26 protein-coding genes are annotated in these 25,390 nt (G+C 70.6%); 19 read left to right on the plus strand and 7 right to left on the minus strand.

Features of this window, described 5'->3' with window-relative positions; all coding sequences use genetic code 11:
- Positions 1–26: 26 nt before the first annotated feature.
- Positions 27–428: a phage holin family protein gene (locus N1031_RS04080; protein WP_259478311.1), complete on the minus strand. Its 402-nt coding sequence runs from the start codon at positions 426–428 to the stop codon at positions 27–29.
- Between the two features lie 39 nt (positions 429–467).
- Here N1031_RS04080 and N1031_RS04085 point away from each other — a divergent pair, with 39 nt between their 5' ends.
- The 16 genes from N1031_RS04085 (at position 468) to N1031_RS04160 (ending at position 14,226) form a co-directional block, all read left to right on the plus strand.
- A complete protein-coding gene (locus tag N1031_RS04085; protein WP_259478312.1) occupies positions 468–1,070 on the plus strand; it encodes a GNAT family N-acetyltransferase in 603 nt (200 codons plus the stop codon).
- Positions 1,071–1,077: 7 nt separating this feature from the next.
- Positions 1,078–2,181: a histidinol-phosphate transaminase gene (locus N1031_RS04090; protein WP_259478313.1), complete on the plus strand. Its 1,104-nt coding sequence runs from the start codon at positions 1,078–1,080 to the stop codon at positions 2,179–2,181.
- Positions 2,178–3,317, plus strand: coding sequence for a thiamine pyrophosphate-dependent enzyme (locus tag N1031_RS04095; protein ID WP_259478314.1), 1,140 nt, complete (start codon positions 2,178–2,180; stop codon positions 3,315–3,317). The genes N1031_RS04090 and N1031_RS04095 overlap by 4 nt, the downstream gene beginning before the upstream one ends.
- Before the next feature lie 71 nt (positions 3,318–3,388).
- Positions 3,389–4,348, plus strand: coding sequence for an alpha-ketoacid dehydrogenase subunit beta (locus tag N1031_RS04100; protein ID WP_259478515.1), 960 nt, complete (start codon positions 3,389–3,391; stop codon positions 4,346–4,348).
- A 14-nt stretch (positions 4,349–4,362) separates the two neighbouring features.
- Positions 4,363–5,751: a dihydrolipoamide acetyltransferase family protein gene (locus N1031_RS04105; RefSeq protein ID WP_259478315.1), complete on the plus strand. Its 1,389-nt coding sequence runs from the start codon at positions 4,363–4,365 to the stop codon at positions 5,749–5,751.
- Between the two features lie 62 nt (positions 5,752–5,813).
- Positions 5,814–6,896, plus strand: coding sequence for a metal ABC transporter substrate-binding protein (locus N1031_RS04110; RefSeq protein ID WP_259478316.1), 1,083 nt, complete (start codon positions 5,814–5,816; stop codon positions 6,894–6,896).
- A 4-nt stretch (positions 6,897–6,900) separates the two neighbouring features.
- Complete coding sequence (locus N1031_RS04115; protein WP_259478317.1) at positions 6,901–7,665, plus strand: metal ABC transporter ATP-binding protein; 765 nt, start codon at positions 6,901–6,903, stop codon at positions 7,663–7,665.
- A 5-nt stretch (positions 7,666–7,670) separates the two neighbouring features.
- Positions 7,671–8,567: a metal ABC transporter permease gene (locus N1031_RS04120; RefSeq protein ID WP_259478318.1), complete on the plus strand. Its 897-nt coding sequence runs from the start codon at positions 7,671–7,673 to the stop codon at positions 8,565–8,567.
- Positions 8,567–9,394 (plus strand): metal ABC transporter permease, encoded by an 828-nt coding sequence (locus tag N1031_RS04125; RefSeq protein ID WP_259478319.1) that lies wholly within the window; start codon positions 8,567–8,569, stop codon positions 9,392–9,394. Before N1031_RS04120 ends, N1031_RS04125 begins: the two co-directional genes overlap by 1 nt.
- A complete protein-coding gene (locus N1031_RS04130; RefSeq protein ID WP_259478320.1) occupies positions 9,391–9,777 on the plus strand; it encodes a Fur family transcriptional regulator in 387 nt (128 codons plus the stop codon). The genes N1031_RS04125 and N1031_RS04130 overlap by 4 nt, the downstream gene beginning before the upstream one ends.
- 146 nt (positions 9,778–9,923) lie before the next feature.
- Positions 9,924–10,160: a 50S ribosomal protein L28 gene (gene rpmB / locus N1031_RS04135; protein WP_259478321.1), complete on the plus strand. Its 237-nt coding sequence runs from the start codon at positions 9,924–9,926 to the stop codon at positions 10,158–10,160.
- On the plus strand, positions 10,160–10,327 hold the full coding sequence (rpmG, locus tag N1031_RS04140) for a 50S ribosomal protein L33 (protein ID WP_022897487.1): 168 nt from the start codon (positions 10,160–10,162) through the stop codon (positions 10,325–10,327). Before rpmB ends, rpmG begins: the two co-directional genes overlap by 1 nt.
- A 4-nt stretch (positions 10,328–10,331) precedes the next feature.
- Positions 10,332–10,637, plus strand: a complete 306-nt coding sequence (gene rpsN / locus N1031_RS04145) for a 30S ribosomal protein S14 (RefSeq protein ID WP_259478322.1) — start codon at positions 10,332–10,334, stop codon at positions 10,635–10,637.
- A 105-nt stretch (positions 10,638–10,742) separates the two neighbouring features.
- Complete coding sequence (locus tag N1031_RS04150) at positions 10,743–11,030, plus strand: HU family DNA-binding protein (RefSeq protein WP_259478323.1); 288 nt, start codon at positions 10,743–10,745, stop codon at positions 11,028–11,030.
- 137 nt (positions 11,031–11,167) lie between these two features.
- A complete protein-coding gene (locus N1031_RS04155; protein ID WP_259478324.1) occupies positions 11,168–13,147 on the plus strand; it encodes a bifunctional copper resistance protein CopD/cytochrome c oxidase assembly protein in 1,980 nt (659 codons plus the stop codon).
- The gene (locus N1031_RS04160; protein ID WP_259478325.1) at positions 13,144–14,226 is read left to right on the plus strand and encodes a zinc-binding metallopeptidase family protein; all 1,083 of its coding nucleotides are present in this window, start codon (positions 13,144–13,146) and stop codon (positions 14,224–14,226) included. Before N1031_RS04155 ends, N1031_RS04160 begins: the two co-directional genes overlap by 4 nt.
- Here the strand turns inward: N1031_RS04160 and N1031_RS04165 are convergent.
- Entirely contained in the window at positions 14,212–15,255 is a 1,044-nt protein-coding gene (locus N1031_RS04165; protein ID WP_259478326.1) for a hypothetical protein, read from the minus strand. The genes N1031_RS04160 and N1031_RS04165 overlap by 15 nt on opposite strands.
- 60 nt (positions 15,256–15,315) lie before the next feature.
- Between N1031_RS04165 and N1031_RS04170 the strand changes: the two genes are divergently transcribed.
- The 3 genes from N1031_RS04170 (at position 15,316) to N1031_RS04180 (ending at position 21,757) form a co-directional block, all read left to right on the plus strand.
- Positions 15,316–16,605, plus strand: coding sequence for an ATP-dependent DNA helicase (locus N1031_RS04170; protein ID WP_259478327.1), 1,290 nt, complete (start codon positions 15,316–15,318; stop codon positions 16,603–16,605).
- Positions 16,606–16,703: 98 nt separating this feature from the next.
- A complete protein-coding gene (locus N1031_RS04175; protein ID WP_259478328.1) occupies positions 16,704–19,712 on the plus strand; it encodes an MMPL family transporter in 3,009 nt (1,002 codons plus the stop codon).
- Positions 19,709–21,757, plus strand: coding sequence for a YhgE/Pip family protein (locus N1031_RS04180; protein ID WP_259478329.1), 2,049 nt, complete (start codon positions 19,709–19,711; stop codon positions 21,755–21,757). Before N1031_RS04175 ends, N1031_RS04180 begins: the two co-directional genes overlap by 4 nt.
- Before the next feature lie 10 nt (positions 21,758–21,767).
- Here N1031_RS04180 and N1031_RS04185 read toward each other — a convergent pair whose 3' ends face one another.
- From N1031_RS04185 to N1031_RS04205, 5 genes are all read right to left on the minus strand, one after another.
- On the minus strand, positions 21,768–22,421 hold the full coding sequence (locus N1031_RS04185) for a biliverdin-producing heme oxygenase (RefSeq protein ID WP_259478330.1): 654 nt from the start codon (positions 22,419–22,421) through the stop codon (positions 21,768–21,770).
- A 77-nt stretch (positions 22,422–22,498) separates the two neighbouring features.
- Positions 22,499–22,804, minus strand: coding sequence for a DUF2470 domain-containing protein (locus N1031_RS04190; protein WP_259478331.1), 306 nt, complete (start codon positions 22,802–22,804; stop codon positions 22,499–22,501).
- A gap of 11 nt (positions 22,805–22,815) precedes the next feature.
- Positions 22,816–23,460, minus strand: coding sequence for a dienelactone hydrolase family protein (locus N1031_RS04195; RefSeq protein ID WP_259478332.1), 645 nt, complete (start codon positions 23,458–23,460; stop codon positions 22,816–22,818).
- Complete coding sequence (locus tag N1031_RS04200) at positions 23,457–24,464, minus strand: MBL fold metallo-hydrolase (protein ID WP_259478333.1); 1,008 nt, start codon at positions 24,462–24,464, stop codon at positions 23,457–23,459. Before N1031_RS04200 ends, N1031_RS04195 begins: the two co-directional genes overlap by 4 nt.
- A complete protein-coding gene (locus N1031_RS04205) occupies positions 24,461–25,387 on the minus strand; it encodes a nucleoside hydrolase (protein ID WP_259478334.1) in 927 nt (308 codons plus the stop codon). Before N1031_RS04205 ends, N1031_RS04200 begins: the two co-directional genes overlap by 4 nt.
- Positions 25,388–25,390 lie beyond the last annotated feature (3 nt).

Genomic DNA, 25,390 nt, shown 5'->3' on the forward strand with positions numbered 1-25,390 from the left:
CGCAGCAGCGGAGGCTCGTGCGGCGGTCAGCGGCCCTTGCGGCCGGCGAGCGGCCGGAGGATGGCGCCGATGATGGCGGAGAGGATGGCCAGCACGAGCGCGCCGAGCACCGTCCACCAGAAGCCGGCGACGGTGAGCCCGAAGCCGAACCATCCGGTGACCACCGAGACGAGCCAGAGCAGCAGCGCGTTCACGAACAGCGCCAGGATGCCCAGGGTGAGGATGTAGAGCGGGAAGGCGACCACACGGATGATGCTGCCGATGATGCCGTTCACGAGGCCGAACACGAACGCCACGAACAGGTAGGTGACGATGGTCTCGAACACTCCGCCGTCGCCGAAGGCGTCGATCTTCACCCCGGCCACGATGAGGGTCGTGAGCCATAGGGCGATCGCGTTCGCGACCAGGGAGACCAGGAATCTGCGCATGAGCCCACTATCCCAGACCGGGTGGTGCAGAGTCGATGCATGGTGAGCATCCCGTGGTCCCCTTCCTACCCCGTCGTGACCCCTCATCTCGACCTGCGACCGCACCGCCACGACGATCTCGACGATCTGGTGCGCTACCATTCCGACCCCGAGGTGGTGCGGTACATCCCGTGGCCGGTGCGCACCCGGGCGCAGGTGGCCGAGGCGCTCGCCGCGCGCGTCCGTCAGGGCATCGTGGGCGAGGAGGGCGAGTGGCTGGTGCTCGCCGTGGAGCTGCGCGAGCAGCGACGGGTGATCGGCGAGGTGCTGCTGAAGTACGACAGTGCCACGGATGCGCGGGGCGAGCTGGGTTACGCGTTCGCCTCAGACGTGCACGGGCAGGGGTATGCCACGGAGGCAGCGGGCGCGATGCTGCGTCTGGCCTTCGGCGAGTTCGGCCTGCACCGCGTGATCGCGCGGCTGGATGCGCGGAACGGTGATTCGGCGCGCCTTCTGACCCGACTGGGTTTTCGCCAGGAGGCGCACTTCGTGCGCGACGAGTACTTCAAGGGGGAATGGACAGACACGCTCGTCTTCGCGATGCTGGCCGAGGAGTGGGAGGCCACTCATATTCCCGGCCCGCTTTCACAGCCCAAACTATGATGGGCGGATGAGCTCCGGCCCCCTGCACAGCCCGGTGACGCCGCATCTTCCCGTGAAGCTGCGGCCCGAGATCCTGGCCCTCCCGGCGTACCGCCAGGGTCAGGCCGCCCCCACCGGGTTCAAGCTCTCGTCGAACGAGAACCCCTACGACCCGCTGCCCGGCGTGCTCGAGGCGGTCGACGCCGCCACCCGGCAGCTGCACCGCTACCCGAACGCCGCCGCCCCCGAGATCACCGGCCGGCTCGCGGCGGAGTGGGGCGTGGAGCCCGACGAGGTGATCGTCGCCGCCGGCTCGGTGGCGCTGCTCATGCAGTTCACGCTCGCCGCGGCCGGGCACGGCGACGAGGTCGTGTACTCCTGGCGCTCCTTCGAGGTCTACCCGTGGATGACCGTGCTGCCGGGCGCCACCAAGGTGCCGGTGCCGAACACGCCCGACCACCGCCACGACCTCGTCGCGATGGCCGCCGCCGTCACCGAGCGCACGCGGCTCGTGCTCGTGTGCAGCCCCAACAACCCCACCTCGAGCGTGGTGACGGCCGAGGAGTTCGAGGCCTTCATGGCGAAGGTGCCCACCGACGTGCTCGTCATCCTCGACGAGGCCTATGCCGAGTTCGTCACCGACCCGGCCGCCGTGAACGGCCGCCGGCTGGTGCGCCGCTACCCGAACCTCGTCATCCTGCGCACCTTCTCCAAGGCGTACGGTCTGGCGGGCCTCCGCATCGGGTACGGCATCGGCTCGCCCGCGATCCTCGCGGCCGCCCGCACCACCATCGTGCCGCTCAGCCTCACCGACCACGCCCAGCTCGCCGCGATCGCCTCGCTCGACCGCGGCGACGAGCTGCGCCACCGGGTGGCCGAGATCTCCTCCCGCCGCGACGCCGTCTACGACGCGCTGCTCGAGCAGGGGTGGGCGAGCATCCCGCGCCCCCACGGCAACTTCCTCTGGTACCCCACGGGACCGAAGACCGAGGAGGCCCTCGAGGTGTTCCGCCGCCACGGCATCGTGGCGCGCGCGTACCTGCCCGACGGCATCCGGCTCACCATCGGCGAGGCCGAGTCGGTGCAGAACGTGCTCGACGCCTCAGAAGAGATTGCGAGGTTGCTCGCATGAGCGACGCCCTGGACATCACCACGCCGAAGCCCGTGAGCTTTCTCACGCCCGACGGTGAGTTCGCGCCCACTCCCGAGGCGGAGGCATTCGCCGACCGCCTCGACCTGCTCGACGAGACCACGCTGCGCGAGTTCTACCGGCACATGGCCGTCGTGCGGCGCTTCGACCAGGAGGGCATCAACCTGCAGCGGCAGGGTCAGATGGCGCTCTGGGTGCCGAGCCACGGTCAGGAGGGCGCCCAGGTGGGCTCCGCCTTCGCCGCCCGGGCGCAGGACCACATCTTCCCCTCCTACCGCGAGCACGCCGTCGCCCACGTGCGCGGCGTGGAGATGCTCGACATCGTGCGGCTGCTGCGCGGCGTGACCCACGGCGGCTGGAACCCGAACGACCCCACCAACGGCAACGTGCACACCTACTGCCTGGTGATCGGCTCGCACTCGCTGCACGCCACCGGATACGCGATGGGCGTGCAGCGCGACGGGCTCGTCGGCACCGGCGACCCCGAGGTCGACACCGCGGTGCTCTGCTACTTCGGCGACGGCGCCACCTCGCAGGGCGACGTGAACGAGGCCTTCGTGTTCTCGGCCTCGAACCAGAGCCCCAACGTGTTCTTCCTGCAGAACAACCAGTGGGCCATCTCGGTGCCCGTGACGACCCAGTCGCGCACTCCCCTCTACCTGCGCTCGCGCGGCTTCGGCATCCCGAGCGTGCAGATCGACGGCAACGACCCGCTGGCGAGCTTCGCGGTCACCTCCGCCTACCTCGACCAGGCGCGCGCCGGCGAGGGCCCGCGCTTCATCGAGGCGCTCACCTACCGCATCGGGGCCCACACCTCCTCCGACGACCCGTCGAAGTACGCCGACCCCGAGCAGCACGCCTACTGGGTCGCGCGCGACCCCATCGTGCGCATGGAGAAGTACCTGCGCTCGCTCGGCGAGTCGGACGGATTCTTCGCCGAGGTCGCCGCCGAGGCCGAGGACTTCGCGGCCGACATCCGCCACCGCACCCTCGCCATCGAGCCGCCGCCGGCGTCGAGCATGTTCGACCACGTGTATTCCGAGCCCCACCCCGTGATGGCCGAGCAGAAGCTCTGGCTGGAACGCTACGAGGCCTCGTTCGAGGAGGAACTGTCATGACCATCGACGTGTCGCCGGTGCAGGAGGTCGCGGCTGCGACCTCGCCCGTCGCCCGGGTCGAGGAGCTGCCGATGGCCAGGGCGCTCAACGCGGGCCTTCGTCAGGCGCTCGCCGACGACCCGAAGGTGCTGCTCATGGGTGAGGACATCGGCCGGCTGGGCGGGGTGTTCCGGGTGACGGAGGGCCTGCAGGCGGAGTTCGGCGCCCAGCGGGTGGTCGACACCCCGCTGGCGGAGTCGGGCATCGTCGGCACCGCCATCGGCCTGGCCATGCGGGGCTACCGGCCCGTGTGCGAGGTGCAGTTCGACGGCTTCATCTGGCCGGCCTTCGACCAGATCACCTCCCAGCTGGCCAAGCTCACCAACCGCGGCCAGGGCGCCTTCTCGATGCCCGTGGTCATCCGGGTGCCCTACGGCGGGCACATCGGTGCGGTCGAGCACCACCAGGAGAGCCCGGAGGCGTACTTCGCCCACACGGCGGGCCTGCGCCTGGTGAGCCCGTCCACCCCGAACGACGCCTACTGGATGATCCAGGAGGCCATCGCCTCCAACGACCCCGTCATGTTCTTCGAGCCGAAGAGCCGCTACTGGCCCAAGGGCCCGGTCGACTTCGCCGGCACCGCGGCGCCGCTGCACGCCAGCCGCGTGGTGCGCACCGGCACCGACGTCACGCTGCTCGCCCACGGCGCCATGGTGAGCGTGCTGCTGCAGGCCGCCGAGATCGCCGCCGAGGAGGGCGTGAGTGTCGAGGTCATCGATCTGCGGTCGCTCAGCCCGGTCGACTACGGGCCGATCGTCGACTCCGTCACCAAGACCGGCCGCCTCGTGATCGCGCAGGAGGCGCCCGGGTTCGTGAGCCTCGGCTCCGAGATCGCCGCGACGGTCGCCGAGCGCTGCTTCTACTCGCTGCAGGCCCCCGTTCTGCGGGTCTCCGGCTTCGACACCCCGTTCCCCCCGGCCAAGCTCGAGACCCTCTACCTCCCCGACGCCGACCGCGTCATGGAGGCGGTCGACCGCGTGATGGCGTACTAGGCGAGGAGACTCCGATGACCAGTTCCCTGTTCCACCTCCCCGACGTGGGCGAGGGTCTCACCGAGGCCGAGATCGTCGCGTGGAAGGTCGCTCCCGGCGACACCATCGCCATCAACCAGGTACTCGTCGAGATCGAGACCGCGAAGTCGCTCGTGGAGCTGCCCTCGCCCTTCGCGGGCACCGTGGAGGGCATCCTGGTGAGCGAGGGCACCACGGTCGACGTGGGCACGCCCATCATCTCGGTGGCCGCAACCGACGGCGAGGAGGCTCCGCCCCCGCACGAGGTGCTCGAGCAGGAGGCGGCCGCCGCGGCGGCGCCCGCTGCCGCGCCGGTCGCTGCTGCGCCGGTCGAGGAGGCGAGCGCGCCGCCCGCACCCTCCGGCTCCGGCGCCGTGCTCGTGGGCTACGGCATCAAGGGCCACGTCACCAGCCGACGCAGCGGCCGCACCGGCGCCCGTGCCGCCATCCCCGCGATCGGCGAGGCGGTCGATGCGCGCCGCCCGGCCGAGCGCGCCGCCCGCGTGCACCAGCCCATCCCGGGCGTGCCCGTGATCGCCAAGCCGCCCATCCGCAAGCTGGCCAAAGACCTCGGGGTCGACCTCAACGAGGTCACACCCACCGGCGTCATCGGCGACATCACGCGGGAGGACGTCATCCGGCACGCCGACCAGGCGAAGGTGTTCCACAACATCGAGACCCCGCAGTGGGCCCCGGTGCGCGAGGAGCGCATCGCGGTGAAGGGGATGCGCAAGCAGATCGCGAAGGCGATGGTGACCTCCGCGTTCACCGCGCCGCACGTGTCGCTCTTCGTCGACGTCGACGCCACCCGCACCATGGAGTACGTCAAGCGGCTGAAGACCTCGACCGACTTCACCGGCGTGAAGATCTCACCGCTGCTCATCATGGCCAAGGCCATCATCTGGGCCGTGCAGCGCAACCCCATGGTCAACTCGGCGTTCACCGAGAAGGAGATCATCGTGCGCAACTACGTGAACCTCGGCATCGCCGCGGCCACGCCGCGCGGGCTGATCGTGCCCAACATCAAAGACGCGCAGGACATGTCGATGCGCACGCTCGCGGGTGCGCTCGAGCAGCTCACCCTCACGGCGCGCGAGGGCCGCACCTCCCCCGCCGACATGGCCGACGGCACCATCACCATCACGAACATCGGGGTGTTCGGCATGGACACCGGCACGCCCATCCTCAACCCCGGCGAGGTGGGGATCGTGGCGCTCGGCACCATCAAGCAGAAGCCGTGGGTGGTCGACGGCGAGGTGCGCCCGCGCTTCGTCACGACCGTCGGTGCGAGCTTCGACCACCGCGTGGTGGACGGCGACGTGGCAAGCCGGTTCGTGGCCGACGTGGCGTCGATCCTGGAGGAGCCCGCGCTGCTGCTGGACTGAGTCGTGACCGGCGACGGCCGGGCGGATTTGGTATTGACAATCATTATCAATAAGATCGAGGCGTGAAGAGAAACGCCCTGATCCTGCCCGTGCTCGTCTCCGCCTCGGCGCTCGCCCTCACCGGCTGCGCCACGGGTGCCGCCTCGACGGATGCGGGTGCCACCGCCGCCGCGGGTTCGACCCTCAAGGTGGTGGCGACCACCACCCAGGTCGCGGACTTCACCCGCGAGGTGGCCGGCGACGCGGCCGACGTGACCCAGCTCATCCAGCCCAACCAGAGCGCCCACAGCTACGACCCCTCGGCGGCCGACCTGAGCGCCCTCGCCTCGGCCGACGTGCTCGTCATCAACGGCGCCGGCCTCGAGGAGTGGCTCGACGACGCCATCAGCGCCTCGGGTTTCGCCGGGGTGACCATCGACGCGTCGACCGGCATCGAGCTCTCCGACGACGAGGCGGGCGACGACCACGATCACGCCGAGGACGAGCACGCGGACGACCATGCCGACGAGGACCACTCCGACGAGGCGGAGTCCGAGCACACCGACGAGGCCGATGACCACGCCCACGAGGCCGGCAACCCGCACATCTGGACCGACCCCGCCCTCGCGAGCCGCATGGTCGCCACCATCGCCGACGGTCTCGAGCAGGCCGACCCGGCCGCCGCCGCCGACTTCGCCACCAACGCCACCGCGTACGAGGCGAAGCTCACCGAGCTCGACGCCTGGATCCGCGAGAACGTCGACACCGTCCCGGAGGCCGAGCGCCTGCTGGTGTCGAACCACGACGCCTTCACCTACTTCGTCGACGCCTACGACATCACCTATGTCGGCTCGGTCATCCCGAGCTTCGACGACAACGCCGAGCCGAGCGCGGCGCAGATCGACGAGCTCGTCGCCGCCATCAAGGCGACCGGGGTGAAGGCCGTGTTCTCCGAGGCCTCCATCTCGCCGCGGGCCGCCGACACCATCGCCTCCGAGGCCGGGGTGAAGGTCTACTCGGGCGACGAGGCCCTCTACGGCGACTCGCTCGGCCCGGCGGGCAGCGACGGCGCCAGTTACATCGACTCGCAGGTGCACAACGCCACCGTCATCCTCGAGTCGTGGGGGGTGACCCCCAGCGCGCTCCCGGCAGACCTGGAAGACTAGCCGCGTGACCCCGCCCACGGCATCCGAGCCCACCGTCGCCCCGGCCGCGGTGGGCGCCGTGCTGCGCGTGCAGGACGCCACGTTCGCCTACGGCGCCCGCACCGCGCTCGAAGGGGTCTCGATCGAGGTGCACCCCGGCGAAGCAGTGGCGCTCATCGGGCCCAACGGCGCGGGCAAGTCCACGCTGCTGAAGGGCATCCTCGGTGCCGTGCCGCTCGTCTCGGGGCGCATCGAGGTGGCGGGCTCGACGGGCCACCGCTCCTACGCCTCGCGCATCGGCTACATGCCGCAGCACGACGACCTCGACCCGCAGTTCCCGGTCACGCTCGAGCAGGTCGTCATGATGGGCCGCTATCGCGGCCTCGGCTGGTTCAGGATGCCCGGGGCCGCCGACCGCGCGGCCGTCGAGTCGGCGCTCGCCGCGGTGGGCCTCTCCGACAGGGCCAAGCGGCGCTTCGGCGACCTCTCCGGTGGGCAGCAGCAGCGGGGCATCCTGGCCCGTTCCATCGTGTCGTCGCCTGAGCTGCTGCTGCTCGACGAGCCCTTCAACGGCCTCGACCAGAGCAACCGCGACGCGCTGGTCACGACGCTCCGCGACCTCAAGAGCCGGGGCGTGGCGGTGCTCGTCTCCACCCACGACTTCGACCTCGCCCGGCAGGTGTGCGACCGCGTGCTGCTGCTGAACGGCCGCCAGCTCGCGTTCGGCGAGCGCGAGAGCGTGCTCACCCTGCCCAACGTGCACAACACCTTCAGCGACGTCGAGCTCTGACCGCGGTGGACCTCGTCGCCGTCCTGATCGACCCCTTCGCCCTCCCGTTCATGGCGAAGGCTCTCGCCGTGCTCGTGGTGCTGAGCGTGGTGGCGGGTGTCATCGGCGTACTCGTCAACCTGCGCGCGCTCGAGTTCGTGAGCGATGGCCTCGTGCACGCGGTCTTCCCCGGACTCGTCATCGGCTACGTGCTCTCCGGCCGTGAGGGTCTCTATGCCGGTGCGGTCGTGGCGGCCGTCGTGGCGGCCGTCGTGCTCACCCTCGTCACGCGCCGAGCGGTCACCTCCGACGCCTCCACGGCGATCGTGCTGACGGGCATGTTCTCCATCGGCATCCTCGTGGTCTCGACGCAGAGCGACTACGTGGGGCAGCTCGACCAGCTGCTGTTCGGGCGGCTGCTCACCGTGACCGACTCCGACCTGGTGCAGACGGCGGTGGTGTGCGGGCTCGCCCTGGTGCTCGTGCTGGTGACCTTCAAGGGGCAGCTGTTCCGGGCTTTCGACGAAGAGGGTGCCGCTGCGGCGGGCTACCGGGTGCTCGCCCTCGACCTCGTGCTCAACGTGGCGATCGCGCTCGTGGTGGTGGCCGCATCCAACGCGGTGGGCAACCTGCTGGTGCTGGCGGTGCTCATCGTGCCGGGTGCCGTGGGTCGGCTGGTGGCGGGGCGCATCGGGGTGATCGTGGCCATCGCGGCGGCGTTCGCCGCGCTCGCCGGCTGGCTCGGCCTCAGCGTCGCCTACGCGCTCTCGGTGGGCGCGGGCGTGCCGGCGCCCAGCGGGGCGACGGTGGTGCTCGTGGTCGTGGCCGCCTACCTGATCGTGCTGCTCGGCCGGGTCACGGTCGACGGGATGCGCCGGGTGCGCGCGCGTGCGCGGGCCCGGGCTGCCGAGGTGGCCGCCTGATGGGGTACTACGAGAGGGCGCTCGTCGTCGCCGTGGTGATCGGAGTGCTCTGCGGGCTGGTGGGCACCGTGGTGGTGCTGCGCCGCCGGGCCTTCTTCACGCAGGCACTCACCCACGCCACGTTCCCCGGGGCGGTGGTCGCGGCGGCGATCGGGGTCGACATCATGGTCGGGGCGCTGGCCTCGAGCGTGCTGCTCATCGTGGCCATGACGATGCTCGGCCGGGTCACCCGGCAGGGGTCGCAGGTGGCCTCGGGCGTCGTGCTCACGGCGGGGTTCGCGCTCGGGGTGTTCGCGCAGGCGTTCTTCCCCGACCTGCCGATCCACGTGGACAGCTATCTCGTGGGCTCCATCCTCAACACCACCGACAGCGATCTCGTGGTCGCCGCCGCGGTGCTCGTGGTGACGGTGCTCGTGCTGCTCGGCACGGGCAAGGAGATCCTGTTCTCCACGCTCGACCCGGCCGGGTTCCGCGCGGCGGGATACCGGCCGTGGGTGATCGAGACCGTGGTGCTCTCGCTCATCGTGCTCACGGTGGTCACCGCCATGCCGGCGGTCGGGGCGATCCTCGCGCTGGCGCTCATCGCCGCGCCCGCGGCGGCGGCCAGGCTGATCGCGCGCACCACCACTCAGCTGTTCGTGCTCGCGCCCATGCTCGGTGCGCTGTCGGGTGTGATCGGCGTCGTGGCGTCACGGATGCTCGGGGTGGCCGCGGGTGCGGCGATTTCGCTCACGGCCGCACTGTTCCTCGTGCTCGCCCTGGGGATCTCCAAGCTGGCGGCACTACGGTGGAGGGGTTCGAAGTCCCTGGGATCGGTGAGGTCATGAAGCGCAATACCTGGCAGCGCGAGGCCGTGCGCTCCGCGCTCGGCACGCAGATGGGATTCGTGAGCGCGCAGACTCTGCACTCCTCGCTCAAGAACACCGGTTCGCAGATCGGCCTCGCCACCGTCTACCGTGCGCTGGCCGACCTGGCGCAGGAGGGCGAGGCCGACTCGCTGCAGTCGCCCGAGGGCGAGTCGCTCTACCGCGCCTGCTCGCTCGAGCACCATCACCACCTCATCTGCCGCAGCTGCGGGCTGACCGTCGAGATCGAGGCCGACGAGGTGGAGGAGTGGGCGCAGCGCACCGCGCGCCTGCACGGTTTCAGCCGGCCCGAGCACGTGGTCGACATCTTCGGCTTCTGCTCGGCCTGCGTGCCGACCGCGTGACACCCTCGCGGCGCGTGCGGAGGATGGTGTAAGCTTCTCAGGTTGGGTGGAATCCTCCGCCCATTGTGGGTGCGGCACAGGCCGCATCCGCCGACAAGTCATCTTGGGTGAGGCGCTCGTCTCACGGTAACCAAATGGAGGAACCAATGGCAGCAGTGTGCCAGGTGACTGGAGCCGTTCCCGGCTTCGGGCACAACATCTCGCACTCGCACCGGCGCACCAAGCGCCGTTTCGACCCGAACGTGCAGAAGAAGACGTACTACGTGCCGTCGCTTCGCCGTAGCGTCACCCTCACGGTGAGCGCGAAGGGCATCAAGGTCATCGACGCCCGTGGCATCGAGGCCGTCGTGAAAGACATCCAGGCTCGTGGGGTGAAGCTCTAATGGCGAAGCAGCAAGACGTCCGTCCCATCATCAAGCTCCGTTCGACGGCCGGCACCGGGTACACCTACGTGACCAAGAAGAACCGCCGCAACGACCCCGACCGCCTCGTGCTGAAGAAGTACGACCCGGTCATCCGCAAGCACGTCGACTTCCGAGAGGAGCGCTAAGCACATGGCCAAGAAGAGCAAGATCGCGCGCAACGAGCAGCGCAAGGTGGTCGTGGAGCGCTACGCCGCGAAGCGCCTCGAGCTGAAGAAGGCGCTGGTGAACCCCGCCTCCACCGACGAGGAGCGCGAGGCCGCCCGCGTGGGCCTGCAGAAGCTCCCCCGCAACGCGTCGCCCATCCGGGTGCGCAGCCGCGACGCCGTCGACGGCCGTCCCCGTGGAGTGCTGACCAAGTTCGGCATCTCGCGTGTGCGGTTCCGCGACATGGCGCACCGGGGCGAGTTGCCGGGCATTACGAAGTCCAGCTGGTAAGTTACCCACGGTCGTACCGACCAACGACACTGGCCCTGGTGGCCGGACCGTTCCAGAACACACTGCTACCCCGGTAGCGAAGAGGTCCGAGGAGGACACCTTAAAATGGCTGACAAGTCACTCAACAAGACCGAGCTCGTCGCCGCCGTCGCTGCCGCTTCCGGCCAGACGCAGGCTTCCGTCAACGAGGTGCTCGACGCTCTCTTCTCCACCCTGGCCGACTCCGTCGCCAGCGGCACCAAGGTCACCATTCCGGGTTGGCTCGCCGTCGAGCGCACCTCGCGCGCCGCTCGCACCGGCCGCAACCCGCAGACCGGTGAGACCATCGAGATCCCTGCGGGCCACTCCGTGAAGATCTCGGCCGGCTCGAAGCTGAAGGCCGCCGCCAAGTAAGGCGACACCGCACCACCCGAAAGGGCGTCGACTCCGGTCGGCGCCCTTTCGCATTCCCGGGATGCTCACAGCTGCCGGGTGGGCAGCCGGGCCCCTGGCCGTGCTCGGCGCACATCCGGGCCGCGTAAAGTAGTCCGGTGCCAAGAGTCGTGCGGATCGCCGGACCGGCCGCCCTCGTCGCGGTCTCGTTCCTCGCACTCCTGGTGGCATTGGCCATCGGCGGCGGAGCGGCACCGCAGCTCCTCGAAGACCCCGGCGCCGTGGTGCGCTACGGGCTCCCGGCCTCGACCATGCTGGTCAACCTCGGCGCCTCGGGCATGATCGGCGCCATCGGGCTCACCCTGTTCGTGTTCCCGGCCGGCTCGAAGGCCTACGCCCGCTCACTCGACGTGGCCGCCGCATCCGCCGCCGTGTTCACGGTAGCCGCCGCACTCACCGGGTTCTTCTCCTACCTCAGCGTCACCGCCCGGGCATTCAGCCTCGACGACGCCTTCGGCCAGGGGCTCGGCCAGTTCCTCACCCAGATCGCCCTCGGCCAGGCGTGGCTGCAGACCACGCTCATGGGTGCCGCGGTGACCGTGCTCTGCTTCGCGGTGCGCAACCAGACGGCGCTGTTCTTCGTGGGCCTGTTCGCGGTGGCGAGCCTGTGGCCGATGGCGCAGCAGGGCCACGCCGCGGGCGTGAACGGGCACGACGCGGCCATCACGGCCCTGGGTCTGCACATCATCTTCGCCGCCGCCTGGCTCGGCGGTCTCGTGGTGATCGCGCTGCTCAGCCGGCAGATCGAGACCGGAGCCCTGGTCGAGGTGGTGTCGCGCTACTCGAGCGTAGCGCTGGTGTGCTTCGTGGTGGTGGCGGCGTCGGGCTATGTGAGCGCCGAGCTGCGCGTCGGAACCCTCGACCGGTTGCTCACCCCGTACGGCGTGCTCGTGCTCGTGAAGGTGGGGGCACTGCTCGCGCTCGGGGTCATCGGGGCGATCCACCGCCGCTTCGTCATCGCGCGGCTCGCCACCTCGGGCAGGCGCCGGCACTTCTGGTGGCTGGTCGTGGCCGAGCTCGGCTTCATGGGCATCGCCACGGGGTTCGCCGCGGCCCTCGCCCGTACCGCCACCCCGGTGCCCGAGACGGTGCCGCCCGAGCAGACGGCCGCGCAGATCCTCACCGGAGAGCCGCTCCCGCCCGAGCCCGTGTTCCCGCAGCTGCTCGGGCAGTGGAACGTCGACCTCATCTGGGTTCTCGTCTGCGGCTTCGGCATCGTCTTCTACCTGGCCGGGGTCATCCGCCTGCGCCGCCGCGGCGACCGGTGGCCGTGGTACCGCCCCGTGCTCTGGGTGGCGGGCATGCTGCTGCTGTTCTTCGTGACGAACGGGCCGCTCAACGTCTACCAGGACATCCTGTTCAGCGCGCACATGTTCGGCCACATGACCCTCAGCATGATGGTGCCGCTCCTGCTCGTACCCGCCGGCCCGGTCACGCTCGCGCTCCGCGCCATCCGCAAGCGCGACGACGGCAGCCGCGGCATGCGCGAGTGGATCCTGCTCGCCGTGCACTCCCGGGTGGCGACGGTGATCGCCAACCCCGTCGTGGCCGGAGTGCTGTTCGCCACCAGCCTGGTGGCGTTCTACTACACGCCGCTGTTCCGCTGGGCCACGGTCGACCACCTCGGGCACGAGTGGATGATCGTGCACTTCCTCATCGTGGGCTATCTCTTCGTGCAGGCGCTCATCGGCATCGACCCGGTGCCCTACAAGCTGCCGTACCCGTTCCGACTGCTGCTGCTGCTGGCCACCATGGCCTTCCACGCCTTCTTCGGCCTCGCCCTCATGGAGGGCGATGGACTGCTGCTCGCCGACTGGTTCGGCGCCACGGGCCGCGACTGGGGCCCGAGCGCGATCGACGACCAGCGCAACGGCGGCGGGATCGCCTGGAGCATCGGCGAGATACCCACGTTCATCCTGGCCCTCGTCGTGGCGGTGCAGTGGAGCCGCAGCGACAAGAAGGAGACGAAGCGGCGGGATCGCAACGCCGATCGCACGCACGAGGCGGAACTGGGCGCCTACAACGCTATGCTCGGCAAGCTGGCTGAGCGCGACCGCGACGAGGGAGACGCACGATGATGGTGACCCCTCACTGCCCGGCCTGCGGGTCGGTGGTGTTCTTCGAGTCGCTCGAGTGCCCCGCCTGCAGCACCGAGCTCGGCTTCCACCGAGCCTCGGGCGAGTTCGCCGAGGCTCGCCCGGAGGGCGTGCTGCTCACCGACCCGCGCGGCGGCGAACCGCGCCTGTGGCGGCCCTGCTCGAACCGGGCGTGGCGCTGCAACTGGCTGGCCCCCGACGGCGAGGCGAGCGCCCAGTGCCTCAGCTGCCGACTCACCCGCCGGCGGCCGGACAACGACGACACCCTGTCGCTCGAGAAGCTCGCGGTTGTCGCGGCCGACAAACGGCGCCTGCTCATGCAGCTGATCGACCTCGGGCTGCCCATCACGCCCTACTACGAGCAGGAGGGCGGACTCGCGTTCGACCTCGTCTCGAGCCTGTCGAACGGTGAACGGGTCATCATCGGCCACGCGAACGGCGTCATCACGATCGACCTCGCCGAGTCGCTCGACGCCTACCGCGAGCGGCTGCGGGTGCGCCTCGGCGAGCCCTACCGCACCGTGCTCGGGCACTTCCGTCACGAGATCGGTCACTACTACCAGAGCATCCTGCTCGACACCGACGAGCTCTGGGCGGAGTGCCGGGCACTGTTCGGCGACGAGCGGGCGAGCTACCAGGATGCGCTGAAGCGCCACTACGACGTCGGAGCCCCCGCGGGCTGGATCGACGAGTACATCTCCGACTACGCCACCATGCACCCGTGGGAGGACTTCGCCGAGACCTTCGCGCACTACCTCCACATCACCGGCACCCTCTCCACGGCCGCGAACTCGGGCGTGCTGCTGCAGGCCGAGCGCATCGCCGGCTTCGACCACGGCGACGTGCTGCCCCGGGCCTCCTACCGTGACGCCACGTTCGACGAGGTGCTCTCCGACTGGACCTGGCTGTCGCTCATGTTCAACCGGGTGAACCGCTCGATGGGGCTGAAAGACCTCTACCCCTTCGGCATCGTGGCCCCGGTGGCGCGCAAGCTCGCCTTCGTGCACCGCATCGTGGTGCGGGCGGGTGCGGCGCGGGCGGCCAGCTCACAGCCGGGGTGAGAACGCGATCGAGTCGTCGGGCTCGATCGTCACCGTGAACGTGACGTCGAACGGCACCGACTCGTCGCGGGTGCTCACCGTGCCGTCGAAGAGCGAGCGGATGTCGACGCGCACCCGGGCGCTCGCCGCCGACGACGGCACCACCCAGGTGTCCTGCCCGGCAAGGATCGTGAGCTGCGGGTAGCTCTCGATCGACCACACCGGCTCGGAGGCGATGCGGTCGTTCACGTCGAGACCGAACGGGCAGCCGGGCGGGTAGAGCAGCGTCTCGGCGGCGCAGTCGTCGAGGAAGGCGTCGACGGCGTCTTGCACGGCGGTGAGGAACCCCGTCGTGGGCTGCACGTCGACGATGGCGCTCACCGCCCCGAGCGGCTTCGTGGCGACGAGGGCCACCGGATGCGCGCCGAGGTAGGTGGAGCGGTGCGAGAGCATGGTGACGCTCGGCACGAGCACCTCGTAGGAGCCGGTCGCGTGGAACTCGTCCTGCGCATCCGCCACCGCTACCTGCGTGGAGCCGGCCGTGAAGTCGTCGGCGTGCGACACCGTCACGGTCGCCGACGCGATCGGCGAGCGCGCGAACTCCCAGGTGGGGAAGAACAGCCAGCTGGTGCCCGTGCGCGTCACGTCGAACTCGGTCTGGGAGGGGATGACGTGGTCGTCGTCGCCGGTGAGGGTGTACGAGAAGACCATGCGGTGGCGGCCGGGGGTGATCTCCACGTCGCTCACCAGGGCGACGTCGTCGAGGTCGCCCAGCGCATCCGGGGTCAGCAGCGCGGCCGAGCCGGTGCCCGGCTGGTCGTCGCCGATGCGGTCGACCCCCGGGGTCGCGAGAGCGGCGGCCACGTCGTGCCGGGCGAGGGCCTCGAGGTAGATGCGCACGAAGGCCGGCGCGCTGTACAGCTCGCGGTTGAGGATGCCCACGGCCGAGAAGCCCGCGGCCACGATGAGCAGCAGCAGGCCGCTGTAGATCACGACGGAGCGCTGGAGGCTCGTGCGCGGGTCCTCCCCCGGCTCCACCGCGTGAGTCATCTCCACAGTTTACGGGTGGGCTGCCGCCGGGCCCCGGGAGCGCGGGTAGATTAGGGCACCATGCGCACCTCGCCGGCCGAAGAGCGGCCCACCCTCTCGGCCGAGCAGCAGCGCGTGTTCGACCTCGTGGAGGGCACCCGCAAGCACGTGTTCGTCACCGGCCGCGCCGGCACGGGCAAGTCGACGCTGCTCAACCACCTGTCATGGAACACCGAGAAGCAGCTCGTGATCTCGGCCCCCACCGGGGTGGCGGCGCTCAACGTGGGCGGCCAGACCATCCACTCGCTGTTCCGCCTGCCGATCGGGGTGATCGCCGACCACGACATCGAGCAGAACGCCGAGGTGCGCAAGCTCCTCAACACCATCGACACGCTCGTGATCGACGAGGTGTCGATGGTGAACGCCGACCTCATGGACGCGATCGACCGCTCGCTGCGGCAGGCCAGGCAGCGGCCGCTCGAGGCCTTCGGCGGGGTGCAGGTGGTGCTGTTCGGCGACCCGTACCAGCTCGCCCCGGTGCCCGGCGACGGCGACGAGCGCGCCTACTTCAGAGACCACTACCGGTCGATGTGGTTCTTCGACGCGAAGGTGTGGGAGGAGACCCAGCTCGAGATCGTGGAGCTCACCGAGATCCACCGCCAGCACGACGACGACTTCAAGTTCATGCTCAACGCGGTGCGCTTCGGCATGGTCACCAAGGAGATCGCGGATGCGCTCAATACCGCGGGGGCGCGGCCCGCGCCCACCGAAGGGGCCATCACGCTCGCCACGCGCAACGACTCCGTCAACCGCATCAACCAGGCTGCCCTCGCCCGCCTGCCCGGCCGGGTGCTGACGGCCAAGGCCGAGATCAGCGGCGACTTCGCCGGCCGCGCCTACCCCGCCGACGTGAGCCTCGAGCTGAAGAACGGGGCGCAGGTGATGTTCCTGCGCAACGACAGCGAGGGGCGCTGGGTGAACGGGACCGTCGGCACGGTGACGAAGATCGACTCCACGGTGTGGGTCGACGTCGACGGCGAGGTGCACGAGGTCGACCCCGTGGCCTGGGAGAAGCACCGGTACTCCTACTCCCCCGAGTCTAAGCAGCTCACCAAGGAGGTGATCGGCGAGTTCACCCAGTTCCCACTGCGGCTGGCCTGGGCCGTCACCATCCACAAGTCGCAGGGGCAGACCTACGACCAGGCCGTGGTCGACCTCGGGTCGCGGGTGTTCAGCCCCGGGCAGACATATGTGGCGCTGTCGCGGCTCACCTCGCTGGAGGGGCTGTACCTCACGCGGCCACTGCGGCCGAGCGACATCATCGTCGACCAGTCGGTGCTCGCCTTCATGCGGCGCGCGCTGCGCCGCTGAGGGCTCTCGCGGTCGGGCGCACCGGCCCCCGGACGGGGGTGGAGGGGGCGTCGGGGCGGATGGGCGCGTGGCGATAGCCTTCTGGAGGGAAGGGGAACATGGCCACGCTGCTGTACAGGATCGGGCGGTTCGCGGCTCGGAGGAGCATCGCCGTCATCGTCGGCTGGGTGGTGCTGCTCGGCCTCGCGATCGGGGGTGCGCAGGCGCTCGGCGGCACGCTCACCGCCTCGTTCGCCATCCCCGGAACCGAGTCGCAGCAGGCGATCGACATGCTCGATCAGCGCTTCCCGCAGGCGGCCGGCGGTTCTGCCCGGGTCATCTACGTCGCCCCGGAGGGCGGGCAGGTGACCGACTTCCAGGACCAGATCGACGCGAACGTCACCGAGCTGGCCGCTGCGCCTCACGTCTCCGGCGTCACGGGCCCCTTCGACTCGGGTGCGAGCGGGCAGGTCAACTCCGCCGGCACCATGGCCTTCGCCACCGTGCAGTACGACGTGGCCACCGCATCCCTCACCGCCGCCGACAACGAGGCACTGCTCGCCGCCGGCGAGAAGGCGGCCACCGGCGGCCTCGAGGTGGGCTTCTCGGGGGTGACCGACCCGCCCGAGGCGGGCGTCGACTACACCGAGGCGATCGGCCTCGTGGTGGCCTTCGTGGTGCTCTTCATCACCTTCGGCTCGCTGCTGGCCGCCGGCATGCCGCTCATCACAGCCCTCGTCGGCGTGGGCGTCACCTCCACCCTCATCACCATCGCGTCGGGCTTCGCCAGCATCTCGTCGACGGCACCGCTGCTCGCCACGATGCTCGGGCTCGCGGTCGGCATCGACTATGCGCTGTTCATCGTCTCGCGACACCGCACGCAGCTCATCCACGGCATGGACCCGAAGGAGTCCGCCGCCATCGCGGTCTCCACCGCGGGCAGCGCCGTCGTGTTCGCCGGCCTCACCGTCATCATCGCCCTGCTCGGGCTCTCCGTGGTGCAGATCCCGTTCCTCACGGTGATGGGCGTGGGCGCCGCCGTCTCGGTGGTCATCGCGGTGGTCGTGGCGCTCACGCTGCTCCCGGCGATCCTCGGTCTGCTCGGCCGCAAGCTCATCCCGAAGCCCACCTCGCGGGCAGCCCGCCGCGAGCTCGCCTCCTCCGCCCCCGACGCCGCCGGATCGCACCGAACCCTGGGGGCACGCTGGGTCGCCCTGGTCACCGCGAAACCCGTCATCACGGTCGCCGTCGTGGTGATCGGCCTCGTGGTCGTGGCCCTCCCGGCCACCTCTATGCGCCTCACCCTCCCCGACGCCGGCTACAACCCGCCGGGCACCGAGTCGCGCGACGGCTACGATCTGCTCACCGAGGGCTTCGGGCCCGGGTTCAACGGTCCGCTGCTGGTGACCGCCGACATCTCGAACATCCTCGACCTCGAGGCCGCCCGAACCGCACTCCAGAGCGAGTTCGAGGGGCTCGACGACGTCGACTCGGTGAGCGAGGCCATCCCGAACGCGACGCTCGACATGCTCATCGTCTCGATCATCCCCGACAGCGCCCCCGACAGCGTGCAGACCGAGCAGCTCGTGCACACCATCCGGGCGCACGAGGCCGCCTTCGCCGAGAAGAACGACTTCGGCTACCAGGTCACCGGGCAGACGGCACTCGGCATCGACGTGTCGGCACGCCTGGCGGATGCCCTGCTGCCGTTCGCGCTCGTGGTGGTGGGGCTCTGCGTCATCCTGCTCACGATCGTGTTCCGCTCACTCGCCATCCCGATCTCGGCGACCGTGGGCTACCTGCTCTCGGTGGCCGCCTCCTTCGGCATCGTCACCGCCGTCTTCGAGTGGGGATGGCTCTCCGACCTCCTCGGCGTGGCCAAGGTCGGCCCGGTGATCAGCTTCTTCCCGATCCTGCTCATGGCCGTGCTCTTCGGACTGGCCATGGACTACCAGGTCTTCCTGGTGTCACGGATGCGCGAGGAGTTCGTGAAGACCGGCGACCCGCATCAGGCAGTGCGGCACGGCTTCATCGGTGCCGCGCGCGTGGTGACCGCGGCGGCCTGCATCATGTTCTCGGTGTTCGCCTCGTTCGTGCCGGGCGGCAACGCGGTGCTGCAGCCGATCGCGCTGGGCCTGGCCGCTGGCGTGTTCATCGACGCGTTCTTGGTGCGCATGACGTTCATCCCGGCGCTCATGATCCTGCTCGGCCGCATCGGGTGGGCACTCCCCCGCCGCCTCGGGCGCGTGCTGCCCGACGTCGATCTCGAGGGCGAGGGAGTGCGCGAGATGCTCGACGCCGTCGCTTGGCGTCCGCTCCCTGCGGGCGACGGGGGTGACGCGGGTGCGGATGCACCGGCACCGTACGCGGTCGCCGCCGAGCTCGCCGTCGTGGAGTCGGCCGCCGAGGGAGGGCTCGTGGCACCGTTCTCGGTGCGCGCCGCCTCCGGTTCGCTGGTGCTCGTCTCCGGAGGCCCCGGTACGCATCCCGAGGCCGTGGCGGCCGCGATCGCGGGCCGCCAGCGACTTCTGCGGGGGCATCTCCGCGTGCTCGACCAGCCGCAGCCGGTGCACGCGGCCGCCCTGCGACGCCACAGCGTGTTCGTGGCACGACCGGTCGAGGGCGACCTGCTCGCCGACCGCATCCCGCTGCGCCGCCTACCGGTGGGTGCGGCCGGAGTGCTCGAGTGGCTCGAACGGGAGCTCGGTGCCGAGCTCGGTGAGCTCTGGGGCGACGACCTGGCAGGCGAGTGGATGCGCCAGGTGGCGGTCGCCGTGGCCGCGGCGGGCGAGGTGGCCGGCAGGTCGCGCTCCGCCGGCCGCACGCGCCTGCGACTCGTGGCGATCGACGCCACCGCGCTCTCGACGACCCAGGTACAGCACGTGCTCGACGCGGTGGAGCCTTCGCTGCCGGCCGGAGCGACGCTCGTGGTGGCGCACCACGGCGCCGCGACGCTGAGCGCCGGGGCGCGCACCGTCGAGGTTGTCGCACTGGAGGCGATCGCTCCCCCTCCCCCGCTGCCGCCGGGTGGCTCCGCTCCCGACGGGCCCGATGACGTCCCCGAGGCCGACGATCCCGACGCCCCCGACCAGTCCCCGTCCGCACCGCGAGAGGAAGTGACCGCATGACCAGCCTCCGTTCCCTCGTGAGCCGCGGAGACGGCGGGGTGCTCTCCCCCACCGCGCGTCGCGTGGCCATCGTGCTCGCCGTGCTCACCCCGCTCGTCGTCGCCGGTGTCGCCGTCACGGCGGTGCGCGGCACGGATGCGGCGGCGGCCGGCTCCACCGGCCCCTCGGACTCCGCGTCGACCACGCCGGTCACCTCTCCCGAGCTGCCCGCCGCCGTCGTGAACGGCGACCAGCTGGTGTACGTGGGCGACGACGGCACCGTCACGCCCGCCGCCTCCGACGGCTCGGGCACCGGAACGCCGGTGCTGGCCGGCAAGCTCCTCGTGAGCGAGCTGACCTCGGGCGACTCGGGTGAGGGCTTCACGTGGACCGTCACCGACGCCGACACCGCCTCGAGCGGCCTCGCCTCGGGCGAGTTCGCCGCGGTGGTGACCATCCCGGAGGACTTCTCGGCGTCCTACGCCTCCCTCGGGGGCGACTCGCCGGTGCAGGCGCAACTGCAGGTCGAGACGAACGGTGCCGGCAGCTACGTCACCGGTCTGCTCGCCTCGGCGCTCTCCACCAACCTGCAAGAGGCTCTCTCCGATCAGGCGACGAAACAGTTCGTGACGGGCTTGCTCGCGGGCTTCACCACCCTCAACAGCCAGCTCGGCGAAGCGGCCACGGGAGCCGGGCAGCTCGCCGCGGGTGCGTCAGAGCTCGCGGGCTACACCGGCGAGCTCGCCTCGGGGCTGGCCACCGCCGCCGGGGGTGCCGCCGAACTCAACGGGGCGACGCAGGAGCTCGCGGTCGGGATGCGCGCCATCGCCGACGGCACGGCCGATCTCCCCGGATACGCCGACCTCATCGCGGCCGGGTCCGACGGCGTGACCACGGGCATCGGCGTGCTCACCGCACGGCTGGCCGAGGAGACCGCGGCCAGCGCCGCGATCGACGCCCGGCAGCACCAGCTCGAGAGCGACATCGCGGCTCTGAGCGCGCAGGTGCCCGACCTCTCCCCCGCCGAGATCCAGGCCCAGCTCGCCGGGCTGCAGAGCCAGGCCGCGAGCATCCGCGACGCCTCCTTCGCCGTCACGGCCGGCCTCGGCCTCGACGCCCTCGGCGTCACCGCCCTGCAGGGCTTCTCGGCCGAGGTGAGCTCGGGGGCCACCCAATTCGCGACCGACCTGCCCCTGCTCACCACCACGCTCAGCGACGTCGCCGGTGGCACCGAGCAGCTCGCCACGGGCACCAGCGGACTCGCATCGGGTCTCGGTGAGCTCTCGACCGCCGCCACCGGTCTCGCGGGTGGCTCGACCGAACTCGCCACGAACATGGGCGCCCTCGCCTCCGGGCTCGACGAGGCGGTCGCGGCCATCCCGAGCTACACCGAAGCGCAGCAGGACTCCATCTCGACGGTCGTCACCGAGCCCGTCGTCACCGATCAGAGCGACCTGGGTGCGCCCCCTACCACCGCGGGCGCGATCGCCGCGGTCGCGGTACCGCTCGCGCTGTGGATCGGCGCCTTCGCGATCTACCTGCTCCTGGTGCCGTTCGGGCGCCGCGAGCTGGCCTCGACCGCGTCGACGTTCCGCGTGGTGGTCTCGTCGCTCGTGCCGGCGGCGGTGCTCGCCCTGGTGCAGGCGGCGGTGATCGCGGTGGCGCTGTTCGTGGTGGGTGCGCATCCCGCCCACGCGGTGGGGAGCATCCTGTTCGCCTTCGTGATGGCGATCAGTTTCGTGATGCTGCACCAGGGTCTCGTGGCGCTGTTCGGCCTCGCGGGACGGCTCGTGTCGCTCGCCTTCGTGGTGGTGCAGGTCGCGGCGGCGGCCGTCATCCTGCCGAGCGGGCTGAGCGCACCGTTCTACACCGGTCTGGCCGACGTGCTGCCACTCTCGCATGCCGTCACGGGAATGCAGGCGCTGATCAGCGGCGGGTCGCTCGCGGTGGCGGTGCAGTCCTCGGTGGTGCTGCTCGTGTTCGCGGCGATCGGGCTGGTGCTCACGCTGGTGGCGGCGACCAGGGCGCGGTCACGCAGCACGGTGCTGGTGGCGCGACCGGCGTGAGTCGCGCGGCTCAGGCGACCTGGGCGGCCTTCGCGTCGGCCAGGTCGAGGAAGAGCTCGGTGTTGAAGCGGTACGCCACGAGCACCTCGTCGATCACGCGCTCGCGCTCGGCGTCGTCCCAGTCGACCGCGTCGAGCTGGGTGCGGTAGGTCTCCTTGAACTCCTTCGGCTTCGCGATGTCGCCGAAGAGGTAGAAGCCCACGCCGTTGGTCTCGAAGCCGAACTGGCGCTGCATGAGGGTGCGGATGATCTGGCCGCCCGAGAGGTCGCCGAGGTAGCGCGTGTAGTGGTGGGCGATGAACCCGCCGTTCCAGGTGGCCGCGACCTCGTTGATGCGGCGCACGTAGCGCTCGGTGGTGGGCAGCGGGTGGATCTGGTCGCGCCAGTCGGGGCCGATGAGAAAGCGCAGGTCTTCTTCGATCGCGGGAAGGCGGGTGAGCTTGGGTGAGATGAACTCGGCGGCGACCGGGTCGGACTTCATGCGGTCGGCGGCTGCCTCGAGCGCCTCGTAGATGAAGAAGTGCTGGGCCACCAGGGCGATGTAGTCGTCTCGGGAACCCTTGCCGCTCATGAGGTCGGTCATGAAGCCGGCGCCCTCGCTGTCGCTGTGGCCTGTCCAGGTGCGCTCGCGAAGCGCCTGCGAGAAGGGGATCACTGCAGCCATCTGCTCATTCCATGCCGTCGGGAGGTTAGGTCAGCCTAACTCTAGCGGAGAACGGCAGTGGCGCACCGATGAATTCGCTAGGAGTGCGGCCTGGGCTCCACGCCGAGCGCGGCGCACGCCCCGTCGTAGAGCGCCACGATCTCGCGGCGCACCTCGGCACGCTCGGTGATGGGGCCGGCGGGCCAGGCGACGGATGCGGGGTTCACGACGCCGTCGACCGTCACGTCCCACACTCCCCCGTCGCCGTCGAGGCCGGTCATCGTGGCTGACTCGGCGGCCGGGTTCACGAAGGCGCGGGCGATGAGCAGGTTGTCGTCGGTGTGGTCGCCGTTCATGTGGCGGAGGATGGCGGAGACGATGTCGGGGGAGAAGGTCGTGGTCACGGCACCCCACGCTAGTCGAGCAATTGCGCCTGGAGGAAGTACGTGCTGCGGGCGAAGGCGAGCGCGGCGGCGTGCTTGTCGAGCAGCTCGAGCATGGTGGCGTTGGCGAAGCCGGGGCGGGCCGCCGCGTAGCTGTGCTGGGTGACAGGGGTGCCGTGCTCCTTGAGGCGCGACACGAAGAGGTCGGCTTCCATAGCCGCCGCGGCATCTTCGTCGGCGCGGTGCAACAGCACGGGACAGGGCACGATACCCGCCTCGTCGGCGGCGAGCAGCGCGTGGTACGCGACCACGGCGTCCACCGCCCCGCTCTGGGCCAGTCGGAGCGCCAGGCGTCCACCGATGCCGAGGCCGATCACCCCGACCCGCGAGGCGCCCTGACCCCGGGCCATGCCGACGGCGTCGTCGATCGTCGCGATCGCGAAGCCCTCGTCGAGAGCCGACTCCAGCTCGACGGCGGCGACGGGCGAGACCGTGGCCCTTCCGTCGAAGAGGTCGGGTACGAGAGCGAAGAATCCCTGGCCGGCAAGCGATGTGGCGTACGCCTCGAGGTAGGGGAGACGCCCAAAACCGTCGTGGACGATCACCACGCCCGGGCGACCGGGTTCGCCGAACTCGAGCGGCCAGCCGGGGGACGGGATGTCGATGAACTCGGTCACGACGGCACCCGCCCGAGGTGGGAGATGTGCATCGCCGTCTGGGTGAGGGCCGAGAACAGGTAGAAGCCGTGCAGGTTCTCCCAGCCCGCCGTCCAGGTCATGCGCTCGGCGAGGTGCCACACGCCGGCGGAGGGATCGAGGTCGAGCAGTGCGGCCACCTCCCGGGAGCGCCGGAGGTGGTGTTCGGCAAGGGCGTCGCAGCGGGCACGCAAGCCGACGAAAGGCGTGCCGTGCCCGGGCACGACCAGGGTATCCTCCGGCATGGCCCGAAGGCGATCGAGGGAGTCGAGGTAGTCGCCGAGGGGGTCGGTCGCGGGGCCGCCGAGTCCGAGACCGGGGAAGATGTCGGGCAGCACCGTGTCGCCGGAAATGAGGAGGGCGCCCGCATTGCTGGAGAGGCATATGCTTCCCGGAGTGTGCCCCGGCGTGTGGAGCACCGTGAAAGCTGGATCGGTGTCGCCGACGTGGTCGCCGTCCTGCAGCAGGAGGTCGGGGTGGAGATCGTCCGCGCCGCCCCAGGCGGTCACCGAGCGCGTCGACGGCTCTGCCGATGCGGTCGTGCGAGCGACCGCGAGAAGCTCGGATGCCGCGATGGCGGGCACACCCCACTCGGAGATGCGCTGTTCAGCCTGCTCCACCGCGCGGGGCGCATCCTCCGCGAGACGGTGCAGGGCGGACAGTTCGTCGCGGTGCATCAGCAGCTGCGCGCCGGTGCGATCGCGAACCCACGGCACCAGGCCGAGGTGGTCGGGGTGGAGATGGGTGGCGATGACCGATCTCACGGTGCCGAGCGGTTCGAGGGCGCGCTCGAGGCGGGCGCGGTTCTCCAGTGTGTCCCACCCGGGGTCGATCACGTGCACGTCGCCCCGGGGGTCGACGAGCAGCACGCAGAGAGTGGCGTGCGGCGAGGCGCCCTCCGGCGTGGGCTGCTCGATCACCTGGACACCGGGGGGCAGCTCACTCGGCCGGCCGGCCGCATCCACGCTCGTGCGGGGGAGGCTCATGGCAGGGTGGTGACCGTCTCGACGAACAGCCGGGCGACGCGGGGCGCGTCGATGTCGAGTGCCACGTCGACCAGGGGCAGGGCGGTGTGCAGGCCGTGCACCGCGTCTTCGCCCACGCGCGGCCGGCGGTCCACCACCGTCTGTCCGCGTGACGCCCCCGCGAGCTCGACGCGCACCGGATGGCGCTCCACGTGCAGGGCGCCCGGGTCGACGAGCGCACAGAGCGCTCCGGCGTCACCGATGTGGGCACCGTCGGCCTGGAAGTCGAGCAAGCGGCCGGCGATTCGGGCGGCGGCGCTCTCACCCGACAGGAGGGCGTCGACATCGCTCCGCGCCACTCCGACCTGGTTGAACACGTCGAGCCCGTACATGAACGTCTGCACCCCCGAATCGATCGTGATGGCGGCGGCTTCGGGGTCGTGCCACACGTTGAACTCGGCGACCGCCGTGGCGTTGCCCACACCGGCGGCGCCGCCCATGAACACGATCCGGTCGAGGGCCTCTGCCACTTCGGGGTACTGCCGGAGCAGCAGGGCGACGTTCGTCTGCGGCGCCACCGTCACCAGGGTCACCGGCTGGTCGGAGCCGAGAATGAGGTCGCGTGCCAGGTCGACCCCGTGGCGTGGATCGACGGGCCGCCGCGAAGAAGGAAGGCCCAGGTCACCCATCCCGTCGCCGCCGTGCACGTGCGAGGAGCGAGCGGGCTCGATGAGGGGTCGCCTGGCCCCCGCTGCGACCGGGGTCTCGGGCGCACCGGCGACGTCGAGGATGGCGAGGGTGTTCTGCACGACGTTCTCGAGCGTCGTATTCCCCGAGACGCATGTGACGCCGATGAGCTCGATCTCGGGATGCGCCACCGCGAAGAGGAGGGCGAGGGCGTCGTCCACCCCGGTGTCGACGTCGAGCAGCACGCGATGGGTCACGTC

The sequence above is a fragment of the Herbiconiux moechotypicola genome (assembly GCF_024979255.1).
Classification (GTDB): Bacteria; Actinomycetota; Actinomycetes; order Actinomycetales; family Microbacteriaceae; genus Herbiconiux; species Herbiconiux moechotypicola.

Bases quoted from the DNA above. Each gene is read 5' to 3' on its own strand.
- N1031_RS04080 (WP_259478311.1), bottom strand. From the start codon at position 428: ATGCGCAGATTCCTGGTCTCCCTGGTCGCGAACGCGATCGCCCTATGG.
- N1031_RS04085 (WP_259478312.1), top strand. From the start codon at position 468: ATGGTGAGCATCCCGTGGTCCCCTTCCTACCCCGTCGTGACCCCTCAT.
- N1031_RS04090 (WP_259478313.1), top strand. From the start codon at position 1,078: ATGAGCTCCGGCCCCCTGCACAGCCCGGTGACGCCGCATCTTCCCGTG.
- N1031_RS04095 (WP_259478314.1), top strand. From the start codon at position 2,178: ATGAGCGACGCCCTGGACATCACCACGCCGAAGCCCGTGAGCTTTCTC.
- N1031_RS04100 (WP_259478515.1), top strand. From the start codon at position 3,389: ATGGCCAGGGCGCTCAACGCGGGCCTTCGTCAGGCGCTCGCCGACGAC.
- N1031_RS04105 (WP_259478315.1), top strand. From the start codon at position 4,363: ATGACCAGTTCCCTGTTCCACCTCCCCGACGTGGGCGAGGGTCTCACC.
- N1031_RS04125 (WP_259478319.1), top strand. From the start codon at position 8,567: ATGGGGTACTACGAGAGGGCGCTCGTCGTCGCCGTGGTGATCGGAGTG.
- N1031_RS04130 (WP_259478320.1), top strand. From the start codon at position 9,391: ATGAAGCGCAATACCTGGCAGCGCGAGGCCGTGCGCTCCGCGCTCGGC.
- rpmB (WP_259478321.1), top strand. From the start codon at position 9,924: ATGGCAGCAGTGTGCCAGGTGACTGGAGCCGTTCCCGGCTTCGGGCAC.
- rpmG (WP_022897487.1), top strand. From the start codon at position 10,160: ATGGCGAAGCAGCAAGACGTCCGTCCCATCATCAAGCTCCGTTCGACG.
- rpsN (WP_259478322.1), top strand. From the start codon at position 10,332: ATGGCCAAGAAGAGCAAGATCGCGCGCAACGAGCAGCGCAAGGTGGTC.
- N1031_RS04150 (WP_259478323.1), top strand. From the start codon at position 10,743: ATGGCTGACAAGTCACTCAACAAGACCGAGCTCGTCGCCGCCGTCGCT.
- N1031_RS04160 (WP_259478325.1), top strand. From the start codon at position 13,144: ATGATGGTGACCCCTCACTGCCCGGCCTGCGGGTCGGTGGTGTTCTTC.
- N1031_RS04165 (WP_259478326.1), bottom strand. From the start codon at position 15,255: ATGACTCACGCGGTGGAGCCGGGGGAGGACCCGCGCACGAGCCTCCAG.
- N1031_RS04170 (WP_259478327.1), top strand. From the start codon at position 15,316: ATGCGCACCTCGCCGGCCGAAGAGCGGCCCACCCTCTCGGCCGAGCAG.
- N1031_RS04175 (WP_259478328.1), top strand. From the start codon at position 16,704: ATGGCCACGCTGCTGTACAGGATCGGGCGGTTCGCGGCTCGGAGGAGC.
- N1031_RS04180 (WP_259478329.1), top strand. From the start codon at position 19,709: ATGACCAGCCTCCGTTCCCTCGTGAGCCGCGGAGACGGCGGGGTGCTC.
- N1031_RS04185 (WP_259478330.1), bottom strand. From the start codon at position 22,421: ATGGCTGCAGTGATCCCCTTCTCGCAGGCGCTTCGCGAGCGCACCTGG.
- N1031_RS04200 (WP_259478333.1), bottom strand. From the start codon at position 24,464: ATGAGCCTCCCCCGCACGAGCGTGGATGCGGCCGGCCGGCCGAGTGAG.